This window comes from Paenibacillus sp. P5_B5 (genome assembly GCF_056400365.1).
In genome coordinates this window covers 103,763-130,756 of sequence record NZ_JBFULK010000014.1, presented here as the reverse complement: position 1 = coordinate 130,756, position 26,994 = coordinate 103,763, and the positions used below count along the sequence as shown (strand labels likewise).

The following is a 26,994-nucleotide window of genomic DNA, read 5'->3' as shown; positions in this document are numbered from 1 at the left end:
GTATTCAGAATTTACATACTACTAATCAGCTTACGCCTTCTCTTCTTCCCCCACAGCCACCGGATTTCCCTCGTAGCTAATCCAATCGCTCCATGAACCGGAATATAGCTTAACCTTCGGATAACCCGCTTCTTGTAAGGCGATGACATTCGGACAAGCAGATACACCTGAACCACAATAAACGATAATCTCATCCTCTTGGTTGATCGCATTAAATCGCTCTGCTTGACGCTCTGCACTACCCCAAGCTCCTGCAGCAGTCAGCGTATCTTTCCAGAAATAATTACGTGCCCCTGGAATATGACCTGCGACAGGATCAATCGGCTCTTCTATTCCTAAGTATCGACGCGGCTCTCTTGAATCAATGAGTACCATGCCAGTAGTTCCTAGCTTATCTCTTACTTCCTCCACAGAAGCTAACATTTGACGCTGCACTTTAGGAGAGAATATACGTGTCTCAACTGTGGTCGGAACCTGATCCGTTACTGGATAACCTTCTGATTTCCAGTTAGAATAACCCTGATCTAGCACATAGACTTCCTTATGATTAAGAAATTGCAGTAGCCACCACAGCCGTGAAGCCATTACGCCTCCTTGATCATCATAAGCAACAACCACTGCACCTTCTCCAATTCCTATAGAGCCAAAGTGCATTGAAAGTGTTCCTAAATCAGGCAATGGATGTCTTCCTCCATGCTCTCTTACGGGTCCAGATAAATCTTGCTCTAGATCAAGGTAGTATGCTCCTGGTATATGATCCTCTTGATAGGCTTTTCTTCCTGACTCTGATTGACCAAGTGCAAACCGACAATCCACAATAATTAAATTGGACTCTTGCAAATGTTCCGATAACCACTTAGGGCTTACAATCGATTTCATCTTCATACACTCTCCCTCAAAGTAATTTCTATATCTTCCCTGTCTCTCTTATACTATACGATAATTTAGCTGTCTAAAAAGAAAAATTCTAGTATAAGTTCTTTAACCTATATGCTGAACAAGTAGAAACGGTTTCACTGTCCTTACAAAGGCAGATGCGTTTCTTAAGGTGATACTTAGAATTTATGATTTGAAAGTTATAAATTCTATATCACCAAGAAGAAACGGTTTCACCGTCTTTACAAAGGCGGATGCGCTTCTTAAGGTGATACTTAGAATTTATGATTTGAAAGTTATAAATTCTATATCACACAGAAAAACCCGTCTAAAGTCTAGTTTTTGCCTAAACTTTAAGATGTTTTATAAGTTAGCTTTATAGTGTAAAGTATACTTAAGATGAATACGCTTATGGAGGTTCAGTATGCAAGATAATACAGTATTACAGCTTCGTAATGTCACGAAGAAGATTGGTTCGAAAACAATTGTCGATCACCTGACATTCGATATTCCGAGTGGGGAAGTATTTGGCCTACTTGGTCCGAACGGTGCTGGTAAAACGACTACGATTCGTATGATCGTAGGGCTTATATCTATGACAGAGGGCGAAGTATACATCAAGGGTACTTCTGTTAAACAAAATTTCGAACAAGCGATGAGTCAGCTTGGGGCTATCGTAGAGAACCCAGAGATGTATAAATTTCTTACTGGTTATCAGAACTTAGTTCATTTTGCACGTATGCATGATGGAGTAACGAAGGAAAGAATTGATGAAGTAATTGAGCTTGTTGGACTAAAGAACCGTATTCACGAGAAAGTGAAGCGCTACTCACTTGGTATGCGTCAACGTCTTGGGGTAGCACAAGCGATTCTGCATAGACCGTCTGTGCTTATTCTAGATGAGCCGACCAATGGTCTTGATCCAGCTGGTATTCGAGAGCTTCGTGACTATCTACGTCATTTGGCACAGTCAGAAGGAATTGCTGTTGTCGTCTCTTCTCACATGCTGTCCGAGATGGAACTCATGTGTGACCGTGTCGCGATTATTCAGAATGGCAAACTAATCGATGTCCGTTCATTAGAAGAAACGAAAGAGAGTGCAGCACTCAAGCGCGTAATTATCGAAGTGGATTCACCAGAAGATGCGATTAGAGCGCTCGCTTCAATCTCAGAGAATATAGCTCTTACGGTCACTTCAAGTGGTGTAGAGTTACAGGCAGACCGAGAACAAATTCCTGAAATAACCGTGTTACTTGTTCGCGCAGGTATCAAAGTATATGGAATTCGATCTATTACTAAATCATTAGAAGATCAATTCCTCGAAATGACAAGGAGTGAGCAAATTGTCTAGTTCCATCGCCCTTATTCGTAATGAAAATATGAAAATATACAGAAGGCCTCGCACATGGGTTATGTTCTTAATTCTAGTTAGTGTGCTAATTCTTATGACCGTTCTCTTTCAGGTGCTCGACAAAGGCGGTAATGAACCAGTCGATTGGAGACAGCAATCTGAACAATCCATTCAACAAAATAAGCAAAGTATCGCTGACATATCAGGTGATCTTTCAATAGGAGCAGAAGCTTATGTCAAAAATATGGAAAACTCTATTAAAACAAATGAGTATGCGCTAGAGCACAACATTAACCCTTACGAAGAAACCATGTGGAGTACAATGGATACATTAGCAGGAATGATTGGACTCGTCACACTCCTCACCATCATTGTTGCAGCCGATATGATTGCAGCTGAGTTCTCATGGGGAACCATTAAACTTCTGCTCATTCGTCCAGCTACACGGACCAAAATTCTAGTGAATAAATATATTGCTACACTATTATTCTCAGTAGTTCTATTAATCGTTATGTTCATTGTCTCCTTTATACTAGGAGCAATAACGGAAGGGTTTAGTGGAATTACCCAAGTTCAACTATATGTAGGTAGCGATGGATTAGTTCATGAGCGTTCGATGCTTGTTAAAGTCTTGCAGACCTACGGCTTTCAAATCGTTTCACTTATTATGTATGTAACGCTTGCGTTCATGATCTCTTCTGCATTCCGTAGTTCAACGATGGCAATCGCCTTCTCACTTGGACTCATGTTAGTCGGTAATACCGTAGTTGGCTTGTTTAGCCATTATGATTGGATTAAATATGTGCTGTTCGCCAACATTGATCTAAACCAATATTTTGGCGGCAATCCACTAAGACCTGATATGTCATTGGGATTCTCAATAGCCATATTAGCTATTTACTTTATCATCTTCCATCTTATTTCCTGGATTCTATTCATTAAACGTGATGTTGCAACCTAGTCTAGTGCCGCTTACCGAAGAACATGGTCGTTACATCTGTTCGTGGCGTTACCCAGAGCCATACAACGTATACAATTGGCCTTCATGGGATGAAATGGTTCACAATCAAGCAGAATTTGCAGATCCTTTTATCCGTGAAACACAGTATATGGCTTATGTCGATTCAAACGAAACCCTTATTGGCTTCATCCAGTTGTTCCCTATGCAAGGTGTAACAAGACTAGGGCTAGGTCTTCGCCCTGATCTCTGTAGTAAAGGTAGTGGTGTAGCTTTCGTGCAAACCATCGTCCAGACTGCAGCCAAACTAAACCCCGAGCATCAAATCGATCTGGAGGTTCTCACTTGGAATCACCGAGCTATCAAGGTGTATGAACGTGCTGGTTTCACCATCTCAGACACCTACAAACGCTCAGCAGGAGAAAGTACTATTGAGGTGCATTGTATGGTGATTGGGTGATTTCATTAAAACCCCAAGAAACGCATCTGTCTTTAATAGACGGATGCGTTTCTTTAGTTGATTGGGCGATGAAACCAAAGATCGATAGAAGTAATTCTCCGACTAATGTCGTGGGCTTTAACAGGATTTTCTCCCTGTAATTTCATAAGTGTAAGGCGATAAATTAGAATAGCTGGAAATCCTCCTTCTATTTCGATAGCGACAGACTGATTCGTTAATAAAACCTGCAAAAGGCAGGAACATTTCCCGCTAAAACTATCATCAAGGTTGAATTCACAGAAATTAACATGATTAATTCCTGTTAATGAAGTTGGATAACTTACATCAAAAAGGAGCTCGTCCCATAAGTAGAGAATTCTACTTATGGGACAGCTCCTATATTTTTACGAATAATAGCTATTCAAAAGCCCCTACATCATCTGAGAACTCAATATCACTTGCATATTGACGCAGTAACTCAAGGAATGGCTCCCCGTATTTGCGATACTTCGTTTCGCCGACTCCCTTAACAGAAAGCATATCGTATGAGGTGATCGGGCACCGCTCACTCATTTCACGCAGCGTTGCATCGTTGAAAATAAGATATGGCGGTACCTTCTCACGCTCAGCAATTTCCCTACGAAGCAGACGAAGCTGTTCGAATAGTGTGCTGTTCGTCGCCGCTGCAGCATGACGTTCTGGTCGACTCACCTTCTGGAAGACGCGAGTTGTCCCTTTGAGCACATCTACTGCGGGCCATTCTAGCTTAACCGTTGGATATTGACCTTCAGTTAGACCAAGATACCCCTCTGCAATCAAGACGTTAATGAGATCCGCTATAGCTTTCTCGGTCATCGTATTCAGTGCACCATGAGTCGGCAATTTATCGAATCGATTCTGCATAATACGCTGTGCACGTGAACCCTTGAGTACACCAGCCACAAGCGTAACACCGAAGCGTTCTCCCATACGACGGACACAGGAGAATATTTTCTGTGCTTCAACTGTGATATCTACTGTTTCTCGTTCGTCCTTACAGGATGAGCACTCCCCACAATTCACTGCTTCACCAGCATCGCCAAAATACTGGAGAATATAAGTGTGAAGGCATTGTGGTGTATAGCAGTAATCGACCATCAGCTGCATTTTGCGATAATCCTGCAGCTTGCGTTCATCGCTCTGCGTCCCCTGCTCGATCAGAAATTTCTGTGTGATGATATCCTGTGCGGAGAATAATAGAAAGCATTCACTTGGCTCTCCGTCACGTCCTGCACGGCCTGCCTCCTGATAATAGCTTTCCATGTTCTTCGGCATGTTGTAATGGATCACATAGCGAACATTAGACTTATCGATTCCCATGCCAAATGCATTGGTCGCAATCATGACACGAATGTCATCATAGAGGAATGCTTCCTGCGTGTGAGCACGCTCGCTCTCAGGTAAGCCGGCGTGGTATTTGCCGACGGCGATGCCGTTCTTGCCTAGGTGGGCGTGTAATTCGTCCACCTCTCGTCTTGTCGCGGCATAGATAATGCCGGGACGATGGGTATGAGCGCGGGCATAGCTGAGGACGAAGTCCCGCTTATTCTCCCCGCGCAGCACGGACAAGGCGAGGTTCTCACGACCGAAGCCAGTTACATGTGCCTCTGCTGAGCGCAGCCGCAGCAGGCGGGCAATGTCCTCCGTCACCTCTTCGGTGGCGGTAGCTGTAAACGCAGCGACTAGCGGGCGCTGCGGCAGTTCGTCAACAAACGGCGCGATGTTCGCGTAGCTCGGCCTAAAATCGTGACCCCATTGGGATACACAATGGGCTTCATCTACAGCAATAAGCGGGATGTTAAGAGCCGCCATCCGCTGGCGAAACCCACTTAACTCAAGCCGCTCAGGTGCTACATAGAGCAGCTTGAGCTTCCCTTGCATCGCATCTCGAATACGCTGCTCGACTGCTTGCCAGTCTAGAGTGGAGTTAATATAAGCAGCGGGAATCCCTACCTGATTGAGCGCATCCACCTGATCCTTCATAAGTGAGATCAAGGGAGATACAACAAGCGTTACGCCTGGTAGCATTAAAGCAGGAATTTGGTAGCAAATCGATTTACCTCCACCAGTAGGCATGATCCCAATGACATCATGTCCTTCTAATAAGCTAGTAATAATCTGCTCCTGCCCTTTACGAAAATTGGGATACCCATAATATTGTTTCAGAAGCGTTTTGGCTTCTATTAATCGTTCCATAAACTTGCTTTCCTTTCAGGTGTCGCAAAATAAAACACAGTTTAGATCAAATGAATTAGTTTGGTTAATCCACCTTGAGAGGACACTTTAATCAGATGGCGACTAGCATCGTAACGAATCGTCCCTTGCCCGATTTCAACCTGTGCATCTGAACCTAACGCATAGAAAATATCATCCGTTAATGTCCGAATGCATTCCTGTTGCTCCTCTTCCTCTAGTCCCTGCCAATCGGCAGATGACATTTCAAAAAAAGCATAGACTTCATCAATTCCAGCGACTGCCTCGGCGAGCTCACGGTGAATGTCTTCATATTCTCTGGCAAACTTTACTCCCATTCGTTTCGTTCCTTTCCAAACTGATCGTTATCGTTACGAGTGTACCACATTTTAAGTCTAGATTCCTTACCCAAGTAGAACAGTCTTCAATATCTGATCCAAAAAATAAAATGAAAATGGGCTTTTATTCTTAAAATTTGGTATGATAAAAGGATCAACATTTTTACAAAAATGGTTTCGGAGGCCTCTTTATAATGTCGAAGCTTCAAATTCCGAAAAATCGCATAAATTATTTGCTTAAGGAGCTATCCAAATACAACGAGCCTGATGAACTTGAGCGTGGCTGGTCCCTTTACCATAAGGGTCATGTTGTGAGTATGCAGCCTAAGTTAGATATTCTTCGAATTGAAGCTGTTGTTCGAGATGAGCAGCTCTTTGAAGTTACGCTAGACTTAGCCAAATTTGATGCTAGCACATGCACTTGTGATGCTACTCAAGCTTGTGAGCATATAGCCGCTGTCGTATTTAACTTATACGCTGCACATGGTCGACCAGAGCTCTTGCTTCAAGAGCTTAAGCTACTCGCAGCCAAGAAGCCACGTTCGCTTAAATCGCGTGCAGATCAGTTGAACAAGAAGATCGAAGCCCCTTTGGAGTCAGGTACTTCACAGGATTGGCAACGTTTCTTTGATATGCGATTCCGTGGGTTTGCGATATCGCATTCCTATACATTCGATATGTTTGCTGCAGCAGTATGGGATTCACTGTCTCCTTATGGAAATACTTGGTCTAAGCCGGTTCAGCAGATCTATTTGCTAAATATCATTATTTTCACCTTACATAAAATCGATGAATTCTACCTGACCTCTAAATCGTCTTATCTTTCCTCTTACCACGAGACGAGCTGCAAACAAGCGATGATTTTCTGTCAGGATAAATTGAATGAGCTAATGGATGCTGTCCAGAAGACAGAATTACGACCACAAGACGAACGTTCTTGGCATAATTCGCTTCGATTACTGGGTGTAACAGCATTACAAGGTAAAGAATCCCCTATCGACTGGCTATATGTTTATAGACGAATATGGTCGAGCCTAAGTAGCCGTAAACAATGGATCACGGCAGAAGTCCGTCGATTAGACGAAGAAATAAGGAAACAAAAACAATTACATATCAAATCTGTAAATGATCAGACTGGTAAAGTAGCCCCTACCTCTTCCAAACAAGATGTATTACTGCTCGCACGAGCACATTTTGAAATTATCGCTGATCGTATTGATCCAGCACACCAATTGCTAAGTGGATTACATAAGCGTCACGTGAGTGATTACTATTTATATCTAGAGCAGTATGCAGCAAACGGACAATGGGAATTAATGCTCAAGTGGTTGCGTTGGCTATATCCAGTGATGAAAACAGCAAGTCAGGAAGATTTCCGTGTCTTATGTCAATACTGGACAGAAACAGCTGAACAGACAAACACGGATTACGAATGGGTACAGACGATGGAAGCTCTACTACCTCGTTCCTATTACTATTACACCTCCTATTTGTTGAAGTCCAAGCGTTATCGTCAATGGGTAGACCTTCAACTGGCCACTCGTGTATCACCGCTGAATCTATATGCGCTGGAATTACGTGCAGTAGAAGAATTCGAACCGAAGTTATTGCTACCGCTCTATCATCAAGCAATCGAAAGATCCGTATTAGAGAAAAATCGTGCATCTTACAAAATAGCAATGAAGCTGCTCGGTAAGCTCTCAGAATATTATCGCAAGCTTGGAATGACAGTAGAATGGACCTTGTTCATTCAAGAGCTGGGTGATAAATTCAGCCGGTTACGTGCATTTCAAGACGAATTAAAGAAAGGACGCTGGATGTCATGATCGATACATCTGCACTCACCGTCCACTCCAGTACGTTACCTGATGGGTCCTTGTTTCTGTGGGGACTTCGAGATAGCGGTGGCGTCTGGGATGTACTCGACTTTAAACATATTATGTTCGCTTGGGATTCTGCTTCCTTCTATGGAACATTCGTAACCGAGAAAGAATGGCAGGGCCGTGAAGGTGTAGAGCTATCTCCACTTGATGCTCTTGACTATCTAACTGCTCCGGCACATGCCGAGCATGTGCGAATGAAATGGAATGAGACAGCGGCTTTAGTTCGTAAGCTTGCTCCAGCAATGAAAGAAGCGCTGATGACTGAACGCTTCATGCCAAGTTACGAAAGCTGGAACAAAGGCGAGGTTGGCTGGAAACTATCACTCCCAGAGGAATTGCAACCGTTAATTAATGAGGATGCAGAGAAGTGGATTGCAGCGGTAGTTCCAGCATGGGTGGAAACTCATGGCGGAGGCGAACGTCTGCGAAGATTAGAACAAGCATATCCATTAATGAAGCAAGGAGAGCTGCCAAGCAGCCTATGGCTAGATGAGGAAGACTGGCTTCTTGCGATCGGTTGGAAACAAGATGCCTTGCCATTCCGTACCTGCCTCCAGCTCTCAGAGCCGGATAACGGACGGAACTGGCAGCTTGGCATCGTGCTGCAGGATCGTTCAGAACCTGGCTTGCTGCGGGCTGTAACGAGCAGCGGCGAGCTGATGCCAAGCGAGCTTCCAATACCAGAAGCTTGGCTGCCGCACATCGCCAAGGTGCCCCGTGATGCCAGCAAATGGCTACGCCTATTGCCATGGCTGCCCGCCACGGAGGATGGCGAAGCCGTGGATCTTCCCGTCGTGCTCGGACACGACGGCGCTTGGCGCTTCCTTGTTGAAGGAAGCGGTCGACTGATCGCAGCCGGCTACACTGTATTCTTGCCGGCTTGGTGGGATCGCGTCCGCCGCTTACGGCCGCGGCTCCGCGCCAAAGCACGTGCGGCCACAGGTAACGGCCGCGCAGCATCGGCAATGTTCGGGCTCGGTCAAATTATGCAATTTGACTGGAAGCTCGCCATTGGCGACTTAGAGCTGACGGAAGACGAATTCCGTCAGCTGCTCGAACAAAAGCGCAGCCTCGTCGAAATCCGAGGTCAATGGATTCAGCTTGACCCTAAGATGATGGAACAGATTGAGGCCATCATCCTCAAAATGCAAAAAAATCAAGGGATCAGTGCCCGTGACGCAATTGCCCTGCACTTGATTGGCAATAAGAATATAAATGACAACGATGCGTTAGGTTTAGCTGAGGTTGATCTAGATGTTCATCCAATAGAAGATGATTTAACTGAACTTGGTAAGCTTCAATTGGAAATTGAGTTATCCGATCAATTAGAGAAGCTAATCGAAACCCTTACACATACCTCTCAAATTCCACTTGTAGAGCCAAGTGCTGATTTCAAAGGTTCTCTGCGACATTATCAGCAGGAAGGCTTCTCGTGGTTGTTATTTCTACGACAATTCGGCTTAGGCGGATGCCTAGCTGACGATATGGGTCTAGGTAAAACGATTCAGTGGATCACGTATTTACTTGCCATCAAAGAGGAAGCGAAGCATGCCATTGAGAATGAAGCTTTAGCAATAGCTACCGCTTCTTCCCCATCTGCGGACAGTCCAATTAGACAGGCCACTCCATCCCTACTGATTTGTCCAACTTCGGTGCTTGGTAACTGGCAAATGGAGCTTAAACGATTCGCTCCTACGCTAAAGGTTCACCTGCACTATGGTCCTCAGCGACTTAAGGGGGAGCAATTTGTAGAGTATCTTGTGGATGAACAAATCGATCTTGTGCTGACCTCCTATAACCTTTCTCACTTAGATGAAGATGAGCTAGTAGCGATTAACTGGAATTCGATCTGTCTAGACGAAGCACAAAATATTAAGAATGCTTATACCAAGCAAGCATCTGCCATTCGCCGATTATCAGGCTATCACCGAATTGCGATGACAGGAACACCGATTGAGAACAGACTCTCAGAGCTATGGTCCATTTTTGAGTTTATCAATCCCGGCTATTTAGGCACTGAACGAGATTTCAATCAACGATATGTCAATCCAATTGAACGAGAGCGTGATCCTGAATCTCTGAAGGCTGTACAACGACTCATTCATCCGTTCCTGCTGAGAAGAGTGAAGAATGATCCTGCGATCCAGCTCGATCTCCCTGAGAAGAACGAGAACAAAGTATTCATATCGCTGACAGCGGAGCAAGGATCTCTATACGAAAACTATATTCAAGACCTCTTCTCGCGTCTGGATAAACTGTCAGTCATGGAACGCCGGGGCTACATTCTAGCTGCACTCACTAAACTCAAGCAGCTCTGTAATCACCCTTCTCTGCTACTTAAGGAGGGAGCAACAGCACCATGGCGTCTGCGATCCAATAAGGTTGAACGCTTAACTGAAATGGTTCATGAGTTGCGACAAGAAGGTGACAAATGCCTCATCTTTACGCAATACGTAGAAACAGGAAACCTCCTTCAACGTATTCTGCAGGAAGAGCTTGGCGAGCCTGTGTCGTTCCTCCACGGAGGTACACCAAAGCAAGCGCGTGATGCAATGATCGCCCGTTTCCAGGATAGTGAACAAGAGCCCAAAGACCAGATCAACGTATTCATCCTATCTCTAAAGGCTGGCGGAATCGGTCTCAATCTCACAGCGGCGAATCACGTCTTCCACTTCGATCGTTGGTGGAATCCCGCTGTAGAGAATCAAGCCACCGACCGAGCATATCGCATCGGTCAATCCCGTAACGTTCAGGTTCATAAATTCATTACCTTAGGTACACTCGAAGAGCGTATCGATGAGCTTATCGAAGGCAAACTCAGCCTCTCTGAAGGCATTGTCGGCGGCGGTGAGCAATGGATTACTGAGCTTTCCGAAGGTGAGCTTCGAGATCTATTCTCGCTACGATCAGAATGGGTCGAACCACAGTAAGAAACTACTGAGCCCAAGCAATATAATTTCTTCAGGTGAATACTAGATAGTATACGTGTAAAACTTATACTTTCTTATTCACTAACGAAAACCAACACCCCCTTTTACATTCAGTTGTAAGAGGGGGTGTTGGTTTTCTCTATTCTTGAGCATGCATAAACACTCATTTATCATTTAAATTACATAATTTGGTTATATATGCAAACCTAATAATTTGAATTGCACAACTTTTAATACTACTTTAACAAAAGTACAGACTGGATTTTACAAACTAATTTTATAGTAGAGCTGCAAAGACCAGAATTATGATTATAATTCTACTACATCTACATTCTATAATTGGGGGAGATTTGCAAATGAGAAAGTTCATCACGTTATTAGCAGTTGTTATGGTTATGCTTACATCAGCTTGTTCAGGTACAAAGTCAGCGAATGATACAAATGATGGAGGTAATTCGCCAGCTCCTACTCCGGTTGTTGAAGATACAACACCAGTGAAGATTCAGTATTGGCACTCGCACGCAGAGGCTCAGATGGCAGGCGTAAATTACATGATCGAAGAGTTTCAGAAAAAATATCCTTACATAACAGTAGAACCGGTATTCCAAGGCGGATACGATGATCTACATAAAAAATTACAAGCTGCTGTAGCGGCGAAGGATGTTCCTGCTGTAACAAATGTCGAAGTTGCTTCACTTCCGAACTTTGCCGATAGTGGTGTATTTCAAGATTTAACGGAGTTAATCAAGCGCGATAAGGTAGATGTTGCTGATTTTTCACAAGGTATGTTGAATGCATATGCTTTTAATGGCAAGCAATTTGGATTCCCATTAATCGTAAGTACAAGTGTCATGATCTATAACAAAACGTTGTTTAACGAATTAGGTGTCGAGCCTCCACAAACATGGGATGAAATAGAAGCATTTAATAAAGCAGTCACGAAAAAAGAAGGCGATAAAGTTACTCGTCATGCCTTCTCCGTACCAGGTTGGGACGTATGGTACTACGATCCATGGAACCTCAATGGCGGTGGTTCAATTCTTACAAGTGATATGAAAAAGGCTGCAGTTGATTCTCCTGAAAGCTTACGTTATATCAAAAACTTCAAAAAATGGTCAGATGAAGGCTCCTTGCACATCGGGTATGGTAAAGGTGCTTCCGACACCATGCGTCAAATGTTCTTAGAAGGCAAAATCGGTATGGTTCAGCACTCCTCCGCTATTATCAAAACCTATGTACAGAATGCTAAGTTCGAAGTTGGCGTATCCTTCCTCCCAGGTGACAAGCAGCGCATATCTAACATTGGAGGCGCAGGTATCGTAATGATGGCAGGCGTAAAGGACAACCAGAAGGAAGCAGCTTGGAAGTTTATCCAGCATATGACTTCAGCTGAACATAATATCAAATGGGCAGAGTACGTTGGATACTTGCCAACACATAAATCAGTAATCGATACAGAAGAAGGTAAAGCGTATCAACAAAAATGGCCGCAATATAAAGCCGTTCTGGACAACTTCGATAACGTAAAACCTCGTATGCAGCATGTTGGTTATTCAGAATTCAGTAGCTTCTATAAAGAAGCAATGGGCAAAATGGTGCTTGAGAAGGCAGATCCTGAAGCAGCTATGAAAGAGGCTGCTAAGAAAATGAATGAAGTCCTAGATGATCTTTAATCAATAGTTTGAGAGTTTGAGAGTTCGACCAAATAGTTTGACAATAGTAGGTGCGAATTTTATTTCGCACCTACCATTATTATGATCTATGTATGAAATGGGGTTAATGAATGGAAACACACACAAATGTAGATCAATTTATCGTAATAACCAAACGCAAAAGATTTAATTATCAGTTTTTTGATAAACTAAAAGACTTTTCATTTGCAGCCCCTGCTCTTATATTCCTAAGTGTATTTATTTATTATCCACTGCTTTATTCCCTGTATATTAGCTTTACGAATTGGAACATGACGAAGCCTAACAAAACGTTTATAGGATTCGAGAATTATGACAAGCTGATCCATAACGAGCTCTTCTACAAAGTGTTAGGAGTAACCTTTACTTATACCATTATCGATGTTGTATTAACGCTTGTGATCGGTCTTCTATTCGCTTTATTGTTTAATTCAACAAAAAAAATCTATAATTTCATGCGGATGATCGTATTTATGCCTTACTATATCTCGATGGTTATTGCCGCTATGATATTTGTTTGGATCTTTAACTCTCAGTTCGGATTAGCTAATCGCATCATCGAAGTATTTGGCTTTGATCCCGTCAATTGGCTAACGAATCCAAGTACAGCTTTGTGGTCACTGATCACCGTTTCTCTCTGGAAAGGCGTAGGATTTGCTATGCTCATATTTATCGCAGGCTTGCGTGGAATTCCAGTTGAATACTATGAAGCTTCAGGTATGGATGGTGCAAGTAAATTCAAACAATTTATCCATATTACTCTTCCGCTTCTATCACCGATTACACTTTTCTTGGTTATCACTAACTTTATTTCCTCCATGCAGGTATTCCAATCGGTAAATGTGATGACAAATGGTGGACCGCTTAATGCTACGAAGGCAATGGTCTATTGGATTTATGAAATGGCATTTACAGAATTTAAGACAGGCAGGGCATCAGCACTCGTTATTATATTCTTCTTGATCATCATTCTATTAACAATAGTACAGTTTATGGTTTCTAAAAAACGAGTTCACTATGAAGGGTAGGCAGATAGATGACATTCCGAATTTCTAAAACCCTACGTATACTGACAGCAATTATTGTGACTGTAATTATGTTTTTTCCAATCTATTGGTTGCTTATTACCTCTTTGAAATCCTCTCATGAGCTAAGACAAGCTATCCCGACTTTCTGGCCTGAGCAGTTCAACTGGTCCAACTATGCAGATGCGTTTAAAGCAGCTCCTTTTGATCGTTTCTTTCTCAATACGGTCATTCAAACAGGAGGTATTCTATTTTTACAAATTAATATTGCCATCATAACTGCATTTGCGTTTGCTAAGGGGAACTTCTGGGGGAAAGACAAGCTGTTCTTATTAGTGCTTGCTGCTTTAATCGTACCGGATCAAATTACGTTTGTACCTGTTTATGTGATGATGGCTAAAGTGAGCTGGCTGGACACGTTCTTTGCGTTAATCATACCTCATGGCGCATCTGCTTACGCTATCTTCCTACTCAGGCAGTCGTTTAAATCCATTAATAACGATGTCGTAGAAGCAGCTCGTGTAGATGGAGCAGGCCGTCTGCATATATTGTATAAGATATTAGTTCCTTTGGCGAAACCAACCATTAGCACACTTGTCGTTCTTACTTTCATCTCAAGCTGGAATTCTTATTTTTGGCCACTTGTTATGACCAACTCGAATACAATGCGCGTTCTAACTGTAGGTATTTCGATGATGAAAGACTCTGTCGCTGGTGATGAAGCTCTTAACTTCCATCTGATCAGTGCAGCAAGTGTGATGATTATTCTACCAATCGTTCTCGTATTCATACTCGCTCAAAAGCATATCGTAGCTGCTATGGCTCACTCTACATTTAAATAGCCTAAGGAGAAGGATATAATGAAACGATTTCTCTCTCAGCTTGTCAGGCGTAACTGTCAATAAGAAATATGTCTGGATAAAGAACCTTCAATTCCACTTTTCATATCGGTTTTGAAGGTTCTTTTGCAACCCTGTGGTGAATGATAGGAATTCTATTCTTTCCAATCTATATTAACCTCTTTAATGCCATCGATTTGCCAGATGTGATCGAATAAGTCTAGCATTCCTTTGCGTCTAGAGGTGTGTATTCTAAATTCCATGAATATTCGCTTATTATTAATTGGATCTATCTCTTCCCTGACGGCCATTTGTTCAACAGCCATCTTCTCCTTTTGCAACAAGGACGTGATTACTTCTACACTTTTGGGTCTGTTAGCCATGACTATTTTGAGGCTACCATATTTCTTAAAAAGAATAAGCTTGCTCTCTAATTTATCAATTAACCAAATCATCAGCATGATAATGAGAATCGTTATAACAGCTGGCCAGTAGAATCCCGCTCCTACACTTAAACCAATAGCAGCAACTAACCACAATGTAGCAGCTGTCGTTAAACCCGAAATCACATTATTCGAACGCCTTAGAATTGCACCTGCCCCCAAAAAACCAATACCGCTAACAACTTGCGCGGCTAAACGAGCAGGATCGAATCTCGCATTGGGATGATTCAGTAAATGATCACTAAACCCATAAATCGAAGTTAGCATAATTAAAGCTGAACCAACTGAAACGAGAAGATGCGTTTTAAAACCGGCTTGTTTATTCTTTCTCTCTCGTTCCCAACCAATAACTCCCCCTAACAGCGCTGCTAGGAGCAACCGAAACACGATCGTCCCTATACTTATTTCAATGTTATACATGAGTCAACATCCCCTTCGAAGCTACAATTAAATGATTGTATTATTATGTAAACGATTTCAAATTACTTGACCAAGTGTATCTCCCTATCTATTCCTCCCCCAATCTAAGACATCTTACTTCTACAAGAAGATCTCTATAACAGGACAGAGTTGTTACAGAATGAAATAAAGAACCCTTTCGCATAGAAATACACATACATAAATAGTGCGTGTAATGCAAAAGGGTTCTCAATGTCTCCGCCCATATCTCATTATATTAAGCAATATTATATGCCGTTCATAGTCATATGTCTACCGCTTTATGACATGCTTCGCATGAAGGTTCCACTTGTGATTGTGACAATCACGACCACGCACTTGCACTAGGTCCTTGTATACTTCCACTACTAACCCCTCACTGCTACCTTGAATCGCTGGAATAGGCATATCTGCAGAATTCCAAGGCTCATAAACGGAAGAAGAGTTGATCATCGTGAATTGATCTTTAACAACCATATTCGGCAGCTTTAATTCCCAGTGGGTGTGACCTGTAAATAAAATCACCTTTGGATACTCAGCAAGCAGTTCCTTTAACCTCTGATGCTGCACGACTCCCCTGTAATTGGGTACACTACTTCCCGCTACCGTACCCGGTAATGGTTGATGTAGAAATACGAATGCCGGTCTCGATCTTTCACCTTCGGTAAGCTTGGTAGAAAGCCACGTTAATTGCTGTTGTGATAAGTAAGCATCATCCCCTACACCCGGATCTGTCTGCCGATATCTCTCCGAACCGAGCATAATAAAGTGATACCCATTAACCCATCGATCATAATAAACCTTCTGTTCTCCTGTCAGTTGCAGAAACCGTTCGATCGAAGAAGTCTCCTGCTCCCCATTGGGAAAGGAATCCTTACTCCATTCTCCATGCCTGTTGTACCAGGCCTTGTAAAACTCATGATTACCTATCGTATAAAACAATTGCTTAGGATGTACCTGACTGTTCATCACTTTGTTCAGTGTTGCATAATCCTCAGGACGCCCATTGCCTAGATCACCATTAATAACAAGAGCATCTGACCTAGGAGATGCCAATTGCAAATCAATTAACGCATTACGAAACTTGCTTACTGCAGCATCCGTTACCAAATGAATATCACTCAGTACTTGAAATGTCAGAACTGGGGTCTCATTGTCTGCAGCAATGGCAACGCTCCGTGTATCGTACCCTGCTGTTACTAGGAAGGTCATCGTAAGTGTTAATGTCATTAAACGTTTCCATAATCCCATTCCATTACATCCCCCTGAATCATAAATATGGAGTTTCTCTTAGCTCCTTGTATAGGTTTCCAACTTTTGTCGTATTTTATAAAGGCGAAGTTAACACAGAGTAGGAAGGGGGAAGGATGATTTGGTAGAGAATAAATCACATGCTGATAATTATGTAGGCACAAGCAGTATGAACGCAGAAAATCAAGACATGGAGTTTGTAAACGATACATTGCAGCTCGCTGAGGATAAGAAAGCTATTGTAAATGAAGAGGAAGAGGCACTAGAAGAACATGAGTAATTCACAACTGACTCTCTAGTTTCTGAAGGTATTTTCTAAAAAATACTCAAAAAACTGCCTAGATGGATCATCTAGGCAGTTCTTTAATCCCATATAACTAAGTACGTACAATCTCAGTTCTACCTAGTTTCAACGACTACATCACGACTTAGCTCATTACCTTGTATTTTATCAACTACTATATTCCTTATATTAAAGGGATTCCCTATCAAAATTACAATAACAATTACAAATGTGATCAACAGCCCTTTAGGCATAGTCGTGTTTACGTTCAAGTTGATCTCCACCTTTCTTCATCTTATAACTCTAGCCTACCTGATAGAGTTGAAGGAAGTGATAAGAAAAGTTAAAGAAAATCTTAAGAATAGAATAGGGACAAAGAAAAAAGACTGTATCAAGAGTTGATAGTATCCCCTTAAAGCAGATAAGCCTCCTCTTAAGACAGCCCTGTAGCGCTTATTAAATTCTTGAACAAATGGAATCGAGTCGATTGATGAACGCTGCGTGGACGGATTGTCCTTACGATCGCTGCCGTATTTATTAACCTCTTTTAATCCAAAAAACACTTCTCTTCCGTGCACTCAGCAGTAGTCCCATTAAGAACACAACGAGTACAAGCAGCACTTCTGTAAGGTTCGAAAGGCTTACCTCTGGCATCCATTCATCAATGATGTGTACAACATATATATCAACAACAATTCGAAACAGACTAAACAAAATCCTTGTCGCCTGACTCGGCTGCAGCAGCATCTTCGTTAAGCTTCCAATCATCTTGGTTGCTTCGTTATCACTACCGAGTGAATTGCGGAAAATTCCAAAACAAATGATTTTAAAAGCAAATAAACCGATCTTGATCGCAATCTTGAACATGAAGAACATCGCGAGAAAACCAAGAATAGCTCCCCATGACGTATACTCAACCCCGACAATTTTGAAAATCCCGACTTGTACGAAGAAGAACAGCCCAAAGAATAATAGACCAAGGAGCAGTAGAACAAGCAATATACTTGTAATTAACACCGTCTTTTGCTTGCCACCGAAACGAATAATTTTGATTTTGGGCTTGTTCTGATCTTTGTTGTATGGATCTTTGTTGTATGGATCTTTGTTGTATGGATCTTTGTTATATGGATCCTGATCATCCATTTATTATTTTCCTCCCATCTGTCACACACTGCTTATAGGTTTTTAACACTATGTTATAATAAAACAAAGGAGTGAAGCCATATGATGACTACAATAGGACTCATTAGACACGGTATTACCGACTGGAATGTCGAGAATAGATGGCAAGGCCATTCAGACATACCTCTTAATAAACAAGGCATTGAACAGGCCGAGGCAATTGCTGGTCGTTTAACAGGTGAGCACTGGGACGTCATTGTCGCAAGTGACCTGTCCCGCGCTAAGGCTACCGGTGAAATGATCGGTCAAGCACTTAATCGTGAGGTATTAGTTGAACCAAGGCTGCGCGAACGCTTCTGTGGCGAGATTGAGGGTACAACTTCACCCGAGAGACTTGCTAAATGGGGTCCTGATTGGATGGATCTGGACTTAGGCTTTGAAAGTGATGAAGCTCTTGGAGCACGTGGTGTGCAAGTAATTGAAGAATTAGCTTTTACCTATGAAGGTAAAAAGATACTTATTGCCACTCATGGTGGGCTTATTCGCACTACTTTAAACATCCTGATTCCTAGTCTTCAAATCCAAGTGGCTGGAATTGGAAATACCTCGCTCACTATCTTACATAAAAAGAATCAAGATTGGGAGTGCTCCCTCTATAATTGTACCACGCATCTAGATGCATAATCGAATTTCCTACTCCCATATCTGAGATAGATCGAGATCAGCGGCAACAATATGTTGCCGCTATTTCTCGTATTTCATCATAAATCCCAATCTTTTGACATTATTTAAATTGTCAGAACACATTTTCGCTAAATTCATCCTATTACAGACAAAAAGAATTATAATAAGATAACATTGTATTTTTCCGACTATTTAATTACTGAGATGAAGGAGTATGTTAATTTTGAAACAAAAACTTTTTTATGTACTCTCTGCTTTAAGTGCTCTCATCATCATATTTCTTCTAAGCAATATTGATAAAGGAATTATAATCAAACCCGTTGAACAGATGCAACTCGAATTCAGCGCACTTACACCTGTAACAATTGAAGAAATTAAAGAACGCCTGCCCCATATTACGATTGAGGATGCTGAACAAAACATAATACGGGTCGATCCTCAGATGTTTATGAAAACCATCAATGATGTGAAGCTAATACCTGGTGTTGTGCATGTAAACTTAGTTCCAGGAATGCCTGATTTCTCCTGGCATAATTACGGACAAGGTATCGCTGAACAACTATCCAAAGTCCTAAATGGTGATTTAGGGACAGTCATCTCTAGGTCTCAAGGCAAGGAATCTCCACTGACAGATTACCTTCCTACTATGATCGCAACCTCCTTCTCATATTTAATTCCAGGTCTACTACTAGGTATCCTAATTGGAATCCTATTTGCGATCTTTGCATCTTTGCGTCCTAAGATTGGGTATTGGTTTGATCAAATACATAAAGTGTTTATTCTTTTCCCTGATTTTGTAGTCGTGGTCGCTCTGCAATTAATAGTAATTTATTTAACCAAGTTTGCATCTGGTCGGATTATCTTGATCGCTCAAATAGGTACTGAAACACCATTTCTTCTCCCCTTATTGACGATTTCATTCATACCAGGCGTTATGGTTTATGGCACGGTTCGGGCCGCAATTGTACGAGAACTAGCAGAATCATATGTAAAAACCGCTTATGCCAAAGGCTTATCTGCTATGCAAGTCCTTATACGGCACATTATGCGGAATGTAATGGAGGATTTATTCGCTATTTTACCAAGAGCTACTACATCAGCAGTAACCGCTATGGTCATTGTTGAGGTCATGTGCTTAATCCTAGGGGTCGGCGGGTTTGTGCTCAGCAAATACTATGTCTCCATAGGTACACTACCAACTATTTGTATAATACTAGCTTTGTTCACCATCGCAATGCATCTTATCTTCGCCTGGCTTCGCCAAAAATTCGTCATTCCTACTGGGGAGGTTGATAGAGGATGAATAAATACCGACTTCCTTACTTACTTGCATGGACTCTCATGATACTTATGATTCTCGTTGCTATATTCGGCTTTTGGCTTATGCCTCATGGGATCACGATTAATGATCAGCTCTTTTATATCGATCATCCAAATCCAAGCATTCATAAGAAAATAACACCGCCATTCGGACCCAATCAAGCATACTGGTTAGGTACCGATCACCGTGGGTATGATATGCTGAGTCTCATTCTGAATGGAATGAAGTATACATTAGGCATCGCTTTCTTGATTACTCTAATTCGGTTTGTGATTGGCATTCCAATTGGTTTGTTATCTGGCGTTACTGGCAAAGGTCGTACTGTCTTATCGACACTTAAATGGATTACGACTTCTTTGCCGCCGCTGCTGTTCGTATTCCCTTCCCTGTTCATTATCTTTCGAGCATTGCGTCTAGAGACAGGGATACCTGAAGGTCACCCTAATCAGATCGTATTTCACATTATATTTGTTGCTATGGTAGCGCTTATTGGCTTATTCCCACTTGCTTATCAGTTTAGCGAAAGGGCTCGTTTTTATCATGAGAAGCTATATGTTACATCTTCTACTATACTTGGAGCCTCGGTGAAGCATCGGATTACCAAGCATCTAATTCCCAATCTTAAATCTGAGATGTTGTATGCTTTCCTTACCGATTATGTTCAGGTCTTATTTCTGATGGGTCAGCTCGCTTTATTGAATGTATTTATTGGGGGTGGTGAATTGCTGAAATGGGATGTCGGTATAACAATTCCGATGACTACTTCTGGCGAATGGTTTGCGCTTATCGCACAGGGACTGCCTAAACTACGCATTTACCCTTGGTTAACTGTTGCTCCAATGGCATTCTTTGTCGCGTGTTTATTTATTATTCAATTTTTCATTTCTCAAATCAAGAAGGAAGGCGCGTTACGTAATAGTCATTAATATTATCCATACGGAATCCGCAAGACTGATATAGAGATAAGGCTCTCTCATTCTCAGTTGCAACTTCTAGTATAATTTGATCATCAGGGGCTTCAGCTTGGATTCTCTTAATTGTATGAAGAAGCGTGTATCGTCCAAATCCAAGTCCGCGGTATTCTGGCAGCATGCAAAAACCAAAAATAAAGGAAACACCTAGAAAGCTTTGATATCGAATATTACCAACGGGCACATTATTATAGTTAACAATTAGGGTCGTTATATAATCGTTATCCGAAACACTTAGAAGATGCGTTCGAACATCCTCTTCATCGATCCCAAACCCATTCGTATGAATATGAACAATCGTCTCGATATCTTCTGATGTATTTGTAGCGACCCGAAGCTGAATATCTGAGCGTGGTATCACTGAAAACTCACTAACATTGGATTTCTCAAGCTCCATCCAGTATTCAGATAAATGATATACCGCTCCATATTGCTCTAAGAAGGCCTTACCCGATATTGAACCACGCTGATTCATAAATATCATTTGAGGGAAGCCTCTACTCATACATGCCTCGCGTGCTTGTTCCACAAGCAGGCGAAATATACCTTTACGCCGATGATCAGGGTGAACCATGCCACTAAGTTCGGCTTCAGATAATGTAAAATAATACAGTCCGAGGAAAGCAATGAGCTTACCATCTTCATAAAATAGCCAGTCATTTGTTTCCTCTGAACTACGTGTTTCAAGAGAATCCCAATTGAGCTTTAGACGAATTTGATCATGATCATTACAAATCTCAGAAAGCTGCCTAATTGCGGCAAGTTGTTCCTGATTTAGTCTTTGACATGCTAATAAACCATTCATAATCGCCATAAAGCAATCTCCTTTATCTGGATATTCTTTATACATACATTCTTTTAGCAACATCGCAAAACCTCTTTTATAGTCATGTATAATTGACTTCACATATATGATTATGATTTTTGGATTAATTTTGGCCTTTTTAAAGTGATGGTTTTTTTGTTAAAATACGATAGTGCAGTTTTGGCAACTAGGAGAGGACGGTTATATGTTAATTATAGGGATCGCAGGGGGAACAGGCTCTGGCAAGACTTCCGTTGCAGAAGCAATTGCAAGTCAATTAGGCTCTGATAAAGCAGTTATCATTTCGCATGACAATTATTATTTAAACCATACGAATTTATCATCTGAGGAGCGCGCGCGGATTAATTACGATCATCCTAACGCTCTTGACAATGATTTATTGCTTGAACATCTCATGATGCTTAAACAATGTAAAGAAATCTCTATCCCTGTTTATGATTTTGTGAAGCACGAGCGTTCATCACAAACGATTCAGGCCTTACCAAAGCCCATTATTATCGTTGAAGGCTTACACGCATTATCTGTTGAGAGCATTCGTGAAGTGATGGATGTGAAGGTATTCGTTGATACAGATGCGGATATTCGTATCCTACGACGCGTAGTTCGTGACATGAATGAACGTGGACGCTCACTTGAATCGATCTGTAAGCAGTATATGACGACCGTGAAACCTATGCATGATGCATTTATCGAACCTTCTAAGAAATATGCAGACGTTATTATTCCTGAAGGGGTAAAGAACGAAGTAGGCGTGAATTTATTAATGACGTTAATGGAACAGCATTTAAGTCTTTAGAACCCTATCATAAACGATTCCGAAAATTGCTTTATTCCTGAGAAAATAAACAGAAGCACAAATAAGAAGCATAACTTGTCCATTATCAAGGACGAGTCATGCTTCTTTCTGTTGGTTCTAAATAAGATCAGTACCTGTGCAAAATACAATCGTGTTGATCGATGACCGCTGCGCGGACGGATTGTCCTTACGATCGCTGTTGTGCACTATACACTGATTATGATTTAGAGTCATACTTACTTGGATTAATTAAGCTTGTATCCACAATCACTCATATAACGAGCAAATGCTTGTTGCCCCTCTGTATCTTGTTTATAGACACCACAATATTGCAATACTTCAAGGAATTTATTCCCGACCTCTTGCTGAACTACCTGAACTGCTTGTTCCGACGGTAAGTGTGTACCGTTGTTCTCAACTAATTCTGTGATCCATTCAGTATGATGCGGCAATGCTTCTTGAACATCACTAGCCTGCTGCTCACCACTTAATGCAGCTGCAATCGTTTGTAGTTCTGTGTCTAATCGAGATGGAAGTACAGCTAGCCCCATTACTTCGATTAAGCCAATATTTTCTTTCTTAATGTGATGCAAGTGTCGATGTGGATGATAAATACCTTCTGGATGCTGTTCATCCGTCCGATTGTTCCGAAGGACAAGATCAAATTCATACTCTCCTTGATCATTACGGCGAGCAATTGGTGTGATCGTGTTATGTGGCGTTTCACCACTAAACGCGTGTATACCGACAGATGGGTCACTATAATTCCGCCAGCTACTAAGCATAGCTGTTGCCGCTGCATAGAGCTGCTCCCGATTATGACTCGCAAGTCGTACAACAGATAATGGCCATTTTACAATTCCACCATGAACTTCCGAGAATTCAGGGTGTGTAAACTCGGTGATGATTGGTGACTCTTGTAGCGGGAAGCGATGTCTGCCGCCCTGGTAGTGATCGTGAGTGAGAATCGAACCACCTACGATTGGTAGATCTGCGTTCGATCCTACAAAATAATGCGGGAACGCATCAAGGAAATCGAGTAACCGTTCGAATGTTCCTGGTGTAATTCGCATGTCTTCATGCTTACCACTAAAAACAATGCTGTGTTCATTATAATAAACATAAGGTGAATATTGTAGATACCAATCGCTGCCACTTAATTCAAGCGGAACAACCCGTAAATTCTGTCTTGCTGGATGATCAAGTCTACCTGCGTAGCCTACGTTATCTAAACATAGAAGACACTTGGGATAAGACGTCTGAACGACATTCTTCATTAAAGCAATTTCTCTAGGATCCTTCTCAGGTTTAGAAAGATTGATTGTAATTTCAAGCTTGCCATAAGGTGTTGGACTGAACCATATCTTATTCTTCTTAATGCGGTCCATACGAATATAACAAGCATCAATTGCAAGCTTATACCAATAGTCTGTAGCCGTTTGAATACCTGTTTCTTGTTCCTTAGCACGGAATTTTCGGATTGCATCCGATGGTCTAGGAATTAATAATCCCATCAGCTTCGTATCTAACAGGTCACGATAGGTAACCGTATTATGTGGTAGAATCCCTTCTTGAAACGCATAATCAAGCAGCAGATCAAGTATGGCAAAAGGTGTATCCTTATCTTCATTCTCCAGTTCAGGTGACCCCGAGGTCTGCTCGCATAAGAGATGTGATGTCCTAGCTTCCGGTGAAGAACACGGCGCTGTGAGGCTTAATTCAGCAAGTAAAGCATTACGCGCAACAATCACATCAAGACCTTCTAATAGTTCTTTGCGAAGCGCATATTGGAGCAGCTGTTCAACGGCAAGTGCCGCCTGTTCAGTGGTAATCGTTCTATTAGGTACGGATGCTAATTCCATCGCCGTAATCCTCCTTCAGTTATGCGTGTAAGTGCTGGCGAAGTAAGTCTAGGAAGATGCTGTAGCTACAGCATCTTCCCGCCTAAGTTAATCTTATCCCCGATATCCTTGGGGATGTGTACTGTGCCAGCGCCATGCACTGGCAATGATGTCGTGCAAGCCTGGTCGCTGCGGAATCCAGCCGAGCTCCGTGCGAGCTCTGTCTGCGGATGCTACCAGCACCGCTGGGTCGCCCTCACGGCGGCCTTCCATCGCCGCCGGAATCGGGTGGCCCGTTACTTCGCGGGCCACTTCGATTACTTCACGGACGGAGAAGCCGCGTCCGTTCCCTAGATTGTAGACGGTGCTCTCGCCACCGTCTAACAAACGATCAAGCGCACGAAGATGCGCATCAGCAAGATCGCTTACGTGGATATAGTCACGTACGCATGTGCCGTCAGGTGTCGCATAGTCATCACCGAATACGGAGATGTGCTCGCGTTGTCCAAGCGCCACTTGCAGTACTAACGGAATCAAATGTGTTTCAGGATTGTGATCTTCACCAATCTTGCCGCTCTCATGCGAACCTGCTGCATTAAAATAACGGAGAGCTACGAACTTCATACCATGAGCTACATCGAACCAGTGCATCATTTTTTCCATAGATAGCTTGGTTTCGCCATAAGTATTTGTTGGTAAGGTACGATCACTCTCTTGAATCGGCGTACGTTCTGGTTCCCCATAAGTTGCTGCGGTTGAAGAGAAGACAATCTTGTTAACACCCGCATTGCGCATTGCTTCTAGCAAACATAGCGTACCGTACACATTATTATGATAGTAAGCATAAGGCTCTTTCATACTGACACCAACAAGTGAGTTCGCTGCAAAATGAACGACCGCTTCAATCTCGTGATCGCGAAATACCCGTGCCATGAAGTCAGTGTCGCGAAGATCGCCAACTTCTAACGTACCACCGATTACCGCATCACGATGACCCTGCTGCAAATTATCAACGACTACAACTTCCTTACCACGAGCTAGTAATTCTGCTACCGTATGAGATCCAATATAACCTGCGCCACCTGTTACTAATATCGCCATGATTTACGCCTCCACTCTATTAACGCCGTCGCCAATGCCACTGACGTAGAAATCTGCTTCCAAGTCAGTCTGTTCCTTATAGGCTGCACCTACACGATCGATAAACTCTTCAATATGATCCTCGTGAACAAGTGATACCGTGCAACCACCAAAACCAGCACCGGTCATACGTGATCCAAGAACACCCGGAATCGTAAGCGCTGTATCCACAATAACATCAAGTTCATGACAGGATACTTCGTATAAGTGACGCAGAGATTCATGCGATTGCACCATCAGCTTACCGAATCCTACTAAATCACCTTGGCTTAATAGTTCAACTGATTGAAGCACTCTAGCATTCTCTTCTACTACATGCTTCGCTCTGCGACGAATGACCTCATTAGCTATTAAGCTTTCAACCTCTATATATAGATCGGGCGTTAATTCCGCTAATACCTTCAATTCTCCAAGGCCTGCAGCCTTCTCACGAAGTATAGCAACTGCCTGCTCACACTCAGAGCGGCGCTGATTATAAGCGGAATGTGCCAGTTGTCTCTTCTTATTCGTATTTCCTATTACTAATTTATAGCTACCACTCTTGAATGGAACATGCTGAAAATCCAAATCACTGCAACGCAGCAATACAGCATGATCTTGCTTGCCTTGTGCTACTGCAAATTGGTCCATGATCCCGCACATTACGCCAACATATTGATTCTCTGTCTTCTGTGCAAGTAGTGCGATATCCGTCCGGCTCATTTCCTTACCTTCCTGATCAAGCAAGCCATATGCTGTAACCACTTCTAACGATGCGGAGGAGGATAAGCCTGCACCATTCGGAATATCACCGTGGAATAACATATCATATCCACGCTGTACTTCTATGCCATGCTCCCTAAGCATAACAATGATACCTTTAGGGAAATTAGTCCAATCATCACTTGTATCAAATGCCAAATCTGATAAGGATTTTTGTACTCTCTTATCAAAGTTCGTTGAAGCCATGTTCACTAGATTATCCGTACGTGGGCGAATCAGCATTGTTGTTCCAACCGTCAGAGCTGCGGGAAATACATATCCACCATTATAATCGATATGTTCACCTATTAAGTTCACTCTTCCAGGAGCACAATACATGGCTGTATTAGCCAAATCTCCACCAAAAATTTGAATAAACTGTTCTTGCAAATGAGTAAGATCTTTATTTAACATGCTCATACCCTCCATGGCCATTGAACGTCTTCGTTCGAGTGAATTGCTTAACTCAAGTATACAGAATGATATAGCTAATTCCCAATGGATTCTTGTTAGATGCATATGGAAAAATGTGATTTTTAATAGTAAGATATATGAATCAATTTCATAATACCTTT

General features: G+C 42.2%; 23 protein-coding genes. 13 read left to right on the top strand and 10 right to left on the bottom strand.

Going from position 1 to position 26,994, the window contains the following annotated elements:
- Positions 1-30: 30 nt before the first annotated feature.
- A complete protein-coding gene (locus AC1DOK_RS18210) occupies positions 31-879 on the bottom strand; it encodes a sulfurtransferase (protein WP_477555731.1) in 849 nt (282 codons plus the stop codon).
- Positions 880-1,300: 421 nt separating this feature from the next.
- Here AC1DOK_RS18210 and AC1DOK_RS18205 point away from each other — a divergent pair, with 421 nt between their 5' ends.
- The 3 genes from AC1DOK_RS18205 to AC1DOK_RS18195 are packed head-to-tail and all read left to right on the top strand — an operon-like array spanning position 1,301 to position 3,645.
- The gene (locus AC1DOK_RS18205) at positions 1,301-2,227 is read left to right on the top strand and encodes an ABC transporter ATP-binding protein (protein ID WP_477555730.1); all 927 of its coding nucleotides are present in this window, start codon (positions 1,301-1,303) and stop codon (positions 2,225-2,227) included.
- Complete coding sequence (locus tag AC1DOK_RS18200; protein WP_477555729.1) at positions 2,220-3,188, top strand: ABC transporter permease; 969 nt, start codon at positions 2,220-2,222, stop codon at positions 3,186-3,188. Before AC1DOK_RS18205 ends, AC1DOK_RS18200 begins: the two co-directional genes overlap by 8 nt.
- On the top strand, positions 3,175-3,645 hold the full coding sequence (locus AC1DOK_RS18195) for a GNAT family N-acetyltransferase (RefSeq protein ID WP_477555771.1): 471 nt from the start codon (positions 3,175-3,177) through the stop codon (positions 3,643-3,645). The genes AC1DOK_RS18200 and AC1DOK_RS18195 overlap by 14 nt, the downstream gene beginning before the upstream one ends.
- A 396-nt stretch (positions 3,646-4,041) precedes the next feature.
- Here AC1DOK_RS18195 and recQ read toward each other — a convergent pair whose 3' ends face one another.
- Positions 4,042-5,859 carry a DNA helicase RecQ gene (gene recQ / locus AC1DOK_RS18190; protein WP_477555728.1) on the bottom strand — a complete coding sequence of 606 codons (1,818 nt, stop codon included), beginning with the start codon at positions 5,857-5,859 and terminating at the stop codon, positions 4,042-4,044.
- A gap of 41 nt (positions 5,860-5,900) precedes the next feature.
- Positions 5,901-6,194: a hypothetical protein gene (locus tag AC1DOK_RS18185; RefSeq protein WP_477555727.1), complete on the bottom strand. Its 294-nt coding sequence runs from the start codon at positions 6,192-6,194 to the stop codon at positions 5,901-5,903.
- A gap of 194 nt (positions 6,195-6,388) precedes the next feature.
- On the opposite strand from AC1DOK_RS18185, the gene AC1DOK_RS18180 reads away from it, so the two are divergent.
- The 5 genes from AC1DOK_RS18180 to AC1DOK_RS18160 all read left to right on the top strand — a co-directional run bounded on the left by AC1DOK_RS18180 (position 6,389) and on the right by AC1DOK_RS18160 (position 14,565).
- The gene (locus tag AC1DOK_RS18180; protein WP_477555726.1) at positions 6,389-8,020 is read left to right on the top strand and encodes an SWIM zinc finger family protein; all 1,632 of its coding nucleotides are present in this window, start codon (positions 6,389-6,391) and stop codon (positions 8,018-8,020) included.
- The gene (locus tag AC1DOK_RS18175; protein WP_477555725.1) at positions 8,017-11,007 is read left to right on the top strand and encodes a DEAD/DEAH box helicase; all 2,991 of its coding nucleotides are present in this window, start codon (positions 8,017-8,019) and stop codon (positions 11,005-11,007) included. Before AC1DOK_RS18180 ends, AC1DOK_RS18175 begins: the two co-directional genes overlap by 4 nt.
- A 350-nt stretch (positions 11,008-11,357) precedes the next feature.
- Complete coding sequence (locus AC1DOK_RS18170; protein ID WP_477555724.1) at positions 11,358-12,680, top strand: ABC transporter substrate-binding protein; 1,323 nt, start codon at positions 11,358-11,360, stop codon at positions 12,678-12,680.
- A gap of 110 nt (positions 12,681-12,790) precedes the next feature.
- Positions 12,791-13,726: a carbohydrate ABC transporter permease gene (locus AC1DOK_RS18165; RefSeq protein ID WP_477555723.1), complete on the top strand. Its 936-nt coding sequence runs from the start codon at positions 12,791-12,793 to the stop codon at positions 13,724-13,726.
- 8 nt (positions 13,727-13,734) lie between these two features.
- Positions 13,735-14,565, top strand: a complete 831-nt coding sequence (locus tag AC1DOK_RS18160; RefSeq protein ID WP_477555722.1) for a carbohydrate ABC transporter permease — start codon at positions 13,735-13,737, stop codon at positions 14,563-14,565.
- A 152-nt stretch (positions 14,566-14,717) separates the two neighbouring features.
- Here the strand turns inward: AC1DOK_RS18160 and AC1DOK_RS18155 are convergent, their stop codons facing one another.
- The gene (locus tag AC1DOK_RS18155; protein WP_477555721.1) at positions 14,718-15,425 is read right to left on the bottom strand and encodes an MgtC/SapB family protein; all 708 of its coding nucleotides are present in this window, start codon (positions 15,423-15,425) and stop codon (positions 14,718-14,720) included.
- A gap of 291 nt (positions 15,426-15,716) precedes the next feature.
- On the bottom strand, positions 15,717-16,694 hold the full coding sequence (locus AC1DOK_RS18150; RefSeq protein ID WP_477555720.1) for a metallophosphoesterase family protein: 978 nt from the start codon (positions 16,692-16,694) through the stop codon (positions 15,717-15,719).
- A 121-nt stretch (positions 16,695-16,815) separates the two neighbouring features.
- Here AC1DOK_RS18150 and AC1DOK_RS18145 point away from each other — a divergent pair, with 121 nt between their 5' ends.
- Positions 16,816-16,974, top strand: a complete 159-nt coding sequence (locus AC1DOK_RS18145; protein ID WP_477555719.1) for a hypothetical protein — start codon at positions 16,816-16,818, stop codon at positions 16,972-16,974.
- Positions 16,975-17,514: 540 nt separating this feature from the next.
- Here AC1DOK_RS18145 and AC1DOK_RS18140 read toward each other — a convergent pair.
- Entirely contained in the window at positions 17,515-18,120 is a 606-nt protein-coding gene (locus AC1DOK_RS18140; protein ID WP_477555718.1) for a YrvL family regulatory protein, read from the bottom strand.
- A gap of 81 nt (positions 18,121-18,201) precedes the next feature.
- On the opposite strand from AC1DOK_RS18140, the gene AC1DOK_RS18135 reads away from it, so the two are divergent.
- The 3 genes from AC1DOK_RS18135 to AC1DOK_RS18125 all read left to right on the top strand — a co-directional run bounded on the left by AC1DOK_RS18135 (position 18,202) and on the right by AC1DOK_RS18125 (position 21,030).
- On the top strand, positions 18,202-18,783 hold the full coding sequence (locus AC1DOK_RS18135) for a histidine phosphatase family protein (RefSeq protein WP_477555717.1): 582 nt from the start codon (positions 18,202-18,204) through the stop codon (positions 18,781-18,783).
- 223 nt (positions 18,784-19,006) lie between these two features.
- Positions 19,007-20,086, top strand: a complete 1,080-nt coding sequence (locus AC1DOK_RS18130; protein WP_477555716.1) for an ABC transporter permease subunit — start codon at positions 19,007-19,009, stop codon at positions 20,084-20,086.
- On the top strand, positions 20,083-21,030 hold the full coding sequence (locus tag AC1DOK_RS18125) for an ABC transporter permease subunit (RefSeq protein WP_477555715.1): 948 nt from the start codon (positions 20,083-20,085) through the stop codon (positions 21,028-21,030). The genes AC1DOK_RS18130 and AC1DOK_RS18125 overlap by 4 nt, the downstream gene beginning before the upstream one ends.
- On the opposite strand, the gene AC1DOK_RS18120 is transcribed toward AC1DOK_RS18125, so the two are convergent.
- A complete protein-coding gene (locus tag AC1DOK_RS18120) occupies positions 20,996-21,943 on the bottom strand; it encodes a GNAT family N-acetyltransferase (RefSeq protein WP_477555714.1) in 948 nt (315 codons plus the stop codon). The genes AC1DOK_RS18125 and AC1DOK_RS18120 overlap by 35 nt on opposite strands.
- A gap of 142 nt (positions 21,944-22,085) precedes the next feature.
- On the opposite strand from AC1DOK_RS18120, the gene udk reads away from it, so the two are divergent.
- Entirely contained in the window at positions 22,086-22,697 is a 612-nt protein-coding gene (gene udk, locus AC1DOK_RS18115; RefSeq protein WP_477555713.1) for a uridine kinase, read from the top strand.
- Between the two features lie 245 nt (positions 22,698-22,942).
- Here udk and AC1DOK_RS18110 read toward each other — a convergent pair whose 3' ends face one another.
- The 3 genes from AC1DOK_RS18110 to AC1DOK_RS18100 all read right to left on the bottom strand — a co-directional run bounded on the left by AC1DOK_RS18110 (position 22,943) and on the right by AC1DOK_RS18100 (position 26,833).
- Positions 22,943-24,559, bottom strand: a complete 1,617-nt coding sequence (locus tag AC1DOK_RS18110) for a UDP-glucose--hexose-1-phosphate uridylyltransferase (protein ID WP_477555712.1) — start codon at positions 24,557-24,559, stop codon at positions 22,943-22,945.
- A gap of 93 nt (positions 24,560-24,652) precedes the next feature.
- Positions 24,653-25,639 (bottom strand): UDP-glucose 4-epimerase GalE, encoded by a 987-nt coding sequence (galE, locus tag AC1DOK_RS18105; protein ID WP_477555711.1) that lies wholly within the window; start codon positions 25,637-25,639, stop codon positions 24,653-24,655.
- A 3-nt stretch (positions 25,640-25,642) separates the two neighbouring features.
- On the bottom strand, positions 25,643-26,833 hold the full coding sequence (locus tag AC1DOK_RS18100) for a galactokinase (RefSeq protein WP_477555710.1): 1,191 nt from the start codon (positions 26,831-26,833) through the stop codon (positions 25,643-25,645).
- Positions 26,834-26,994: the final 161 nt, after the last annotated feature.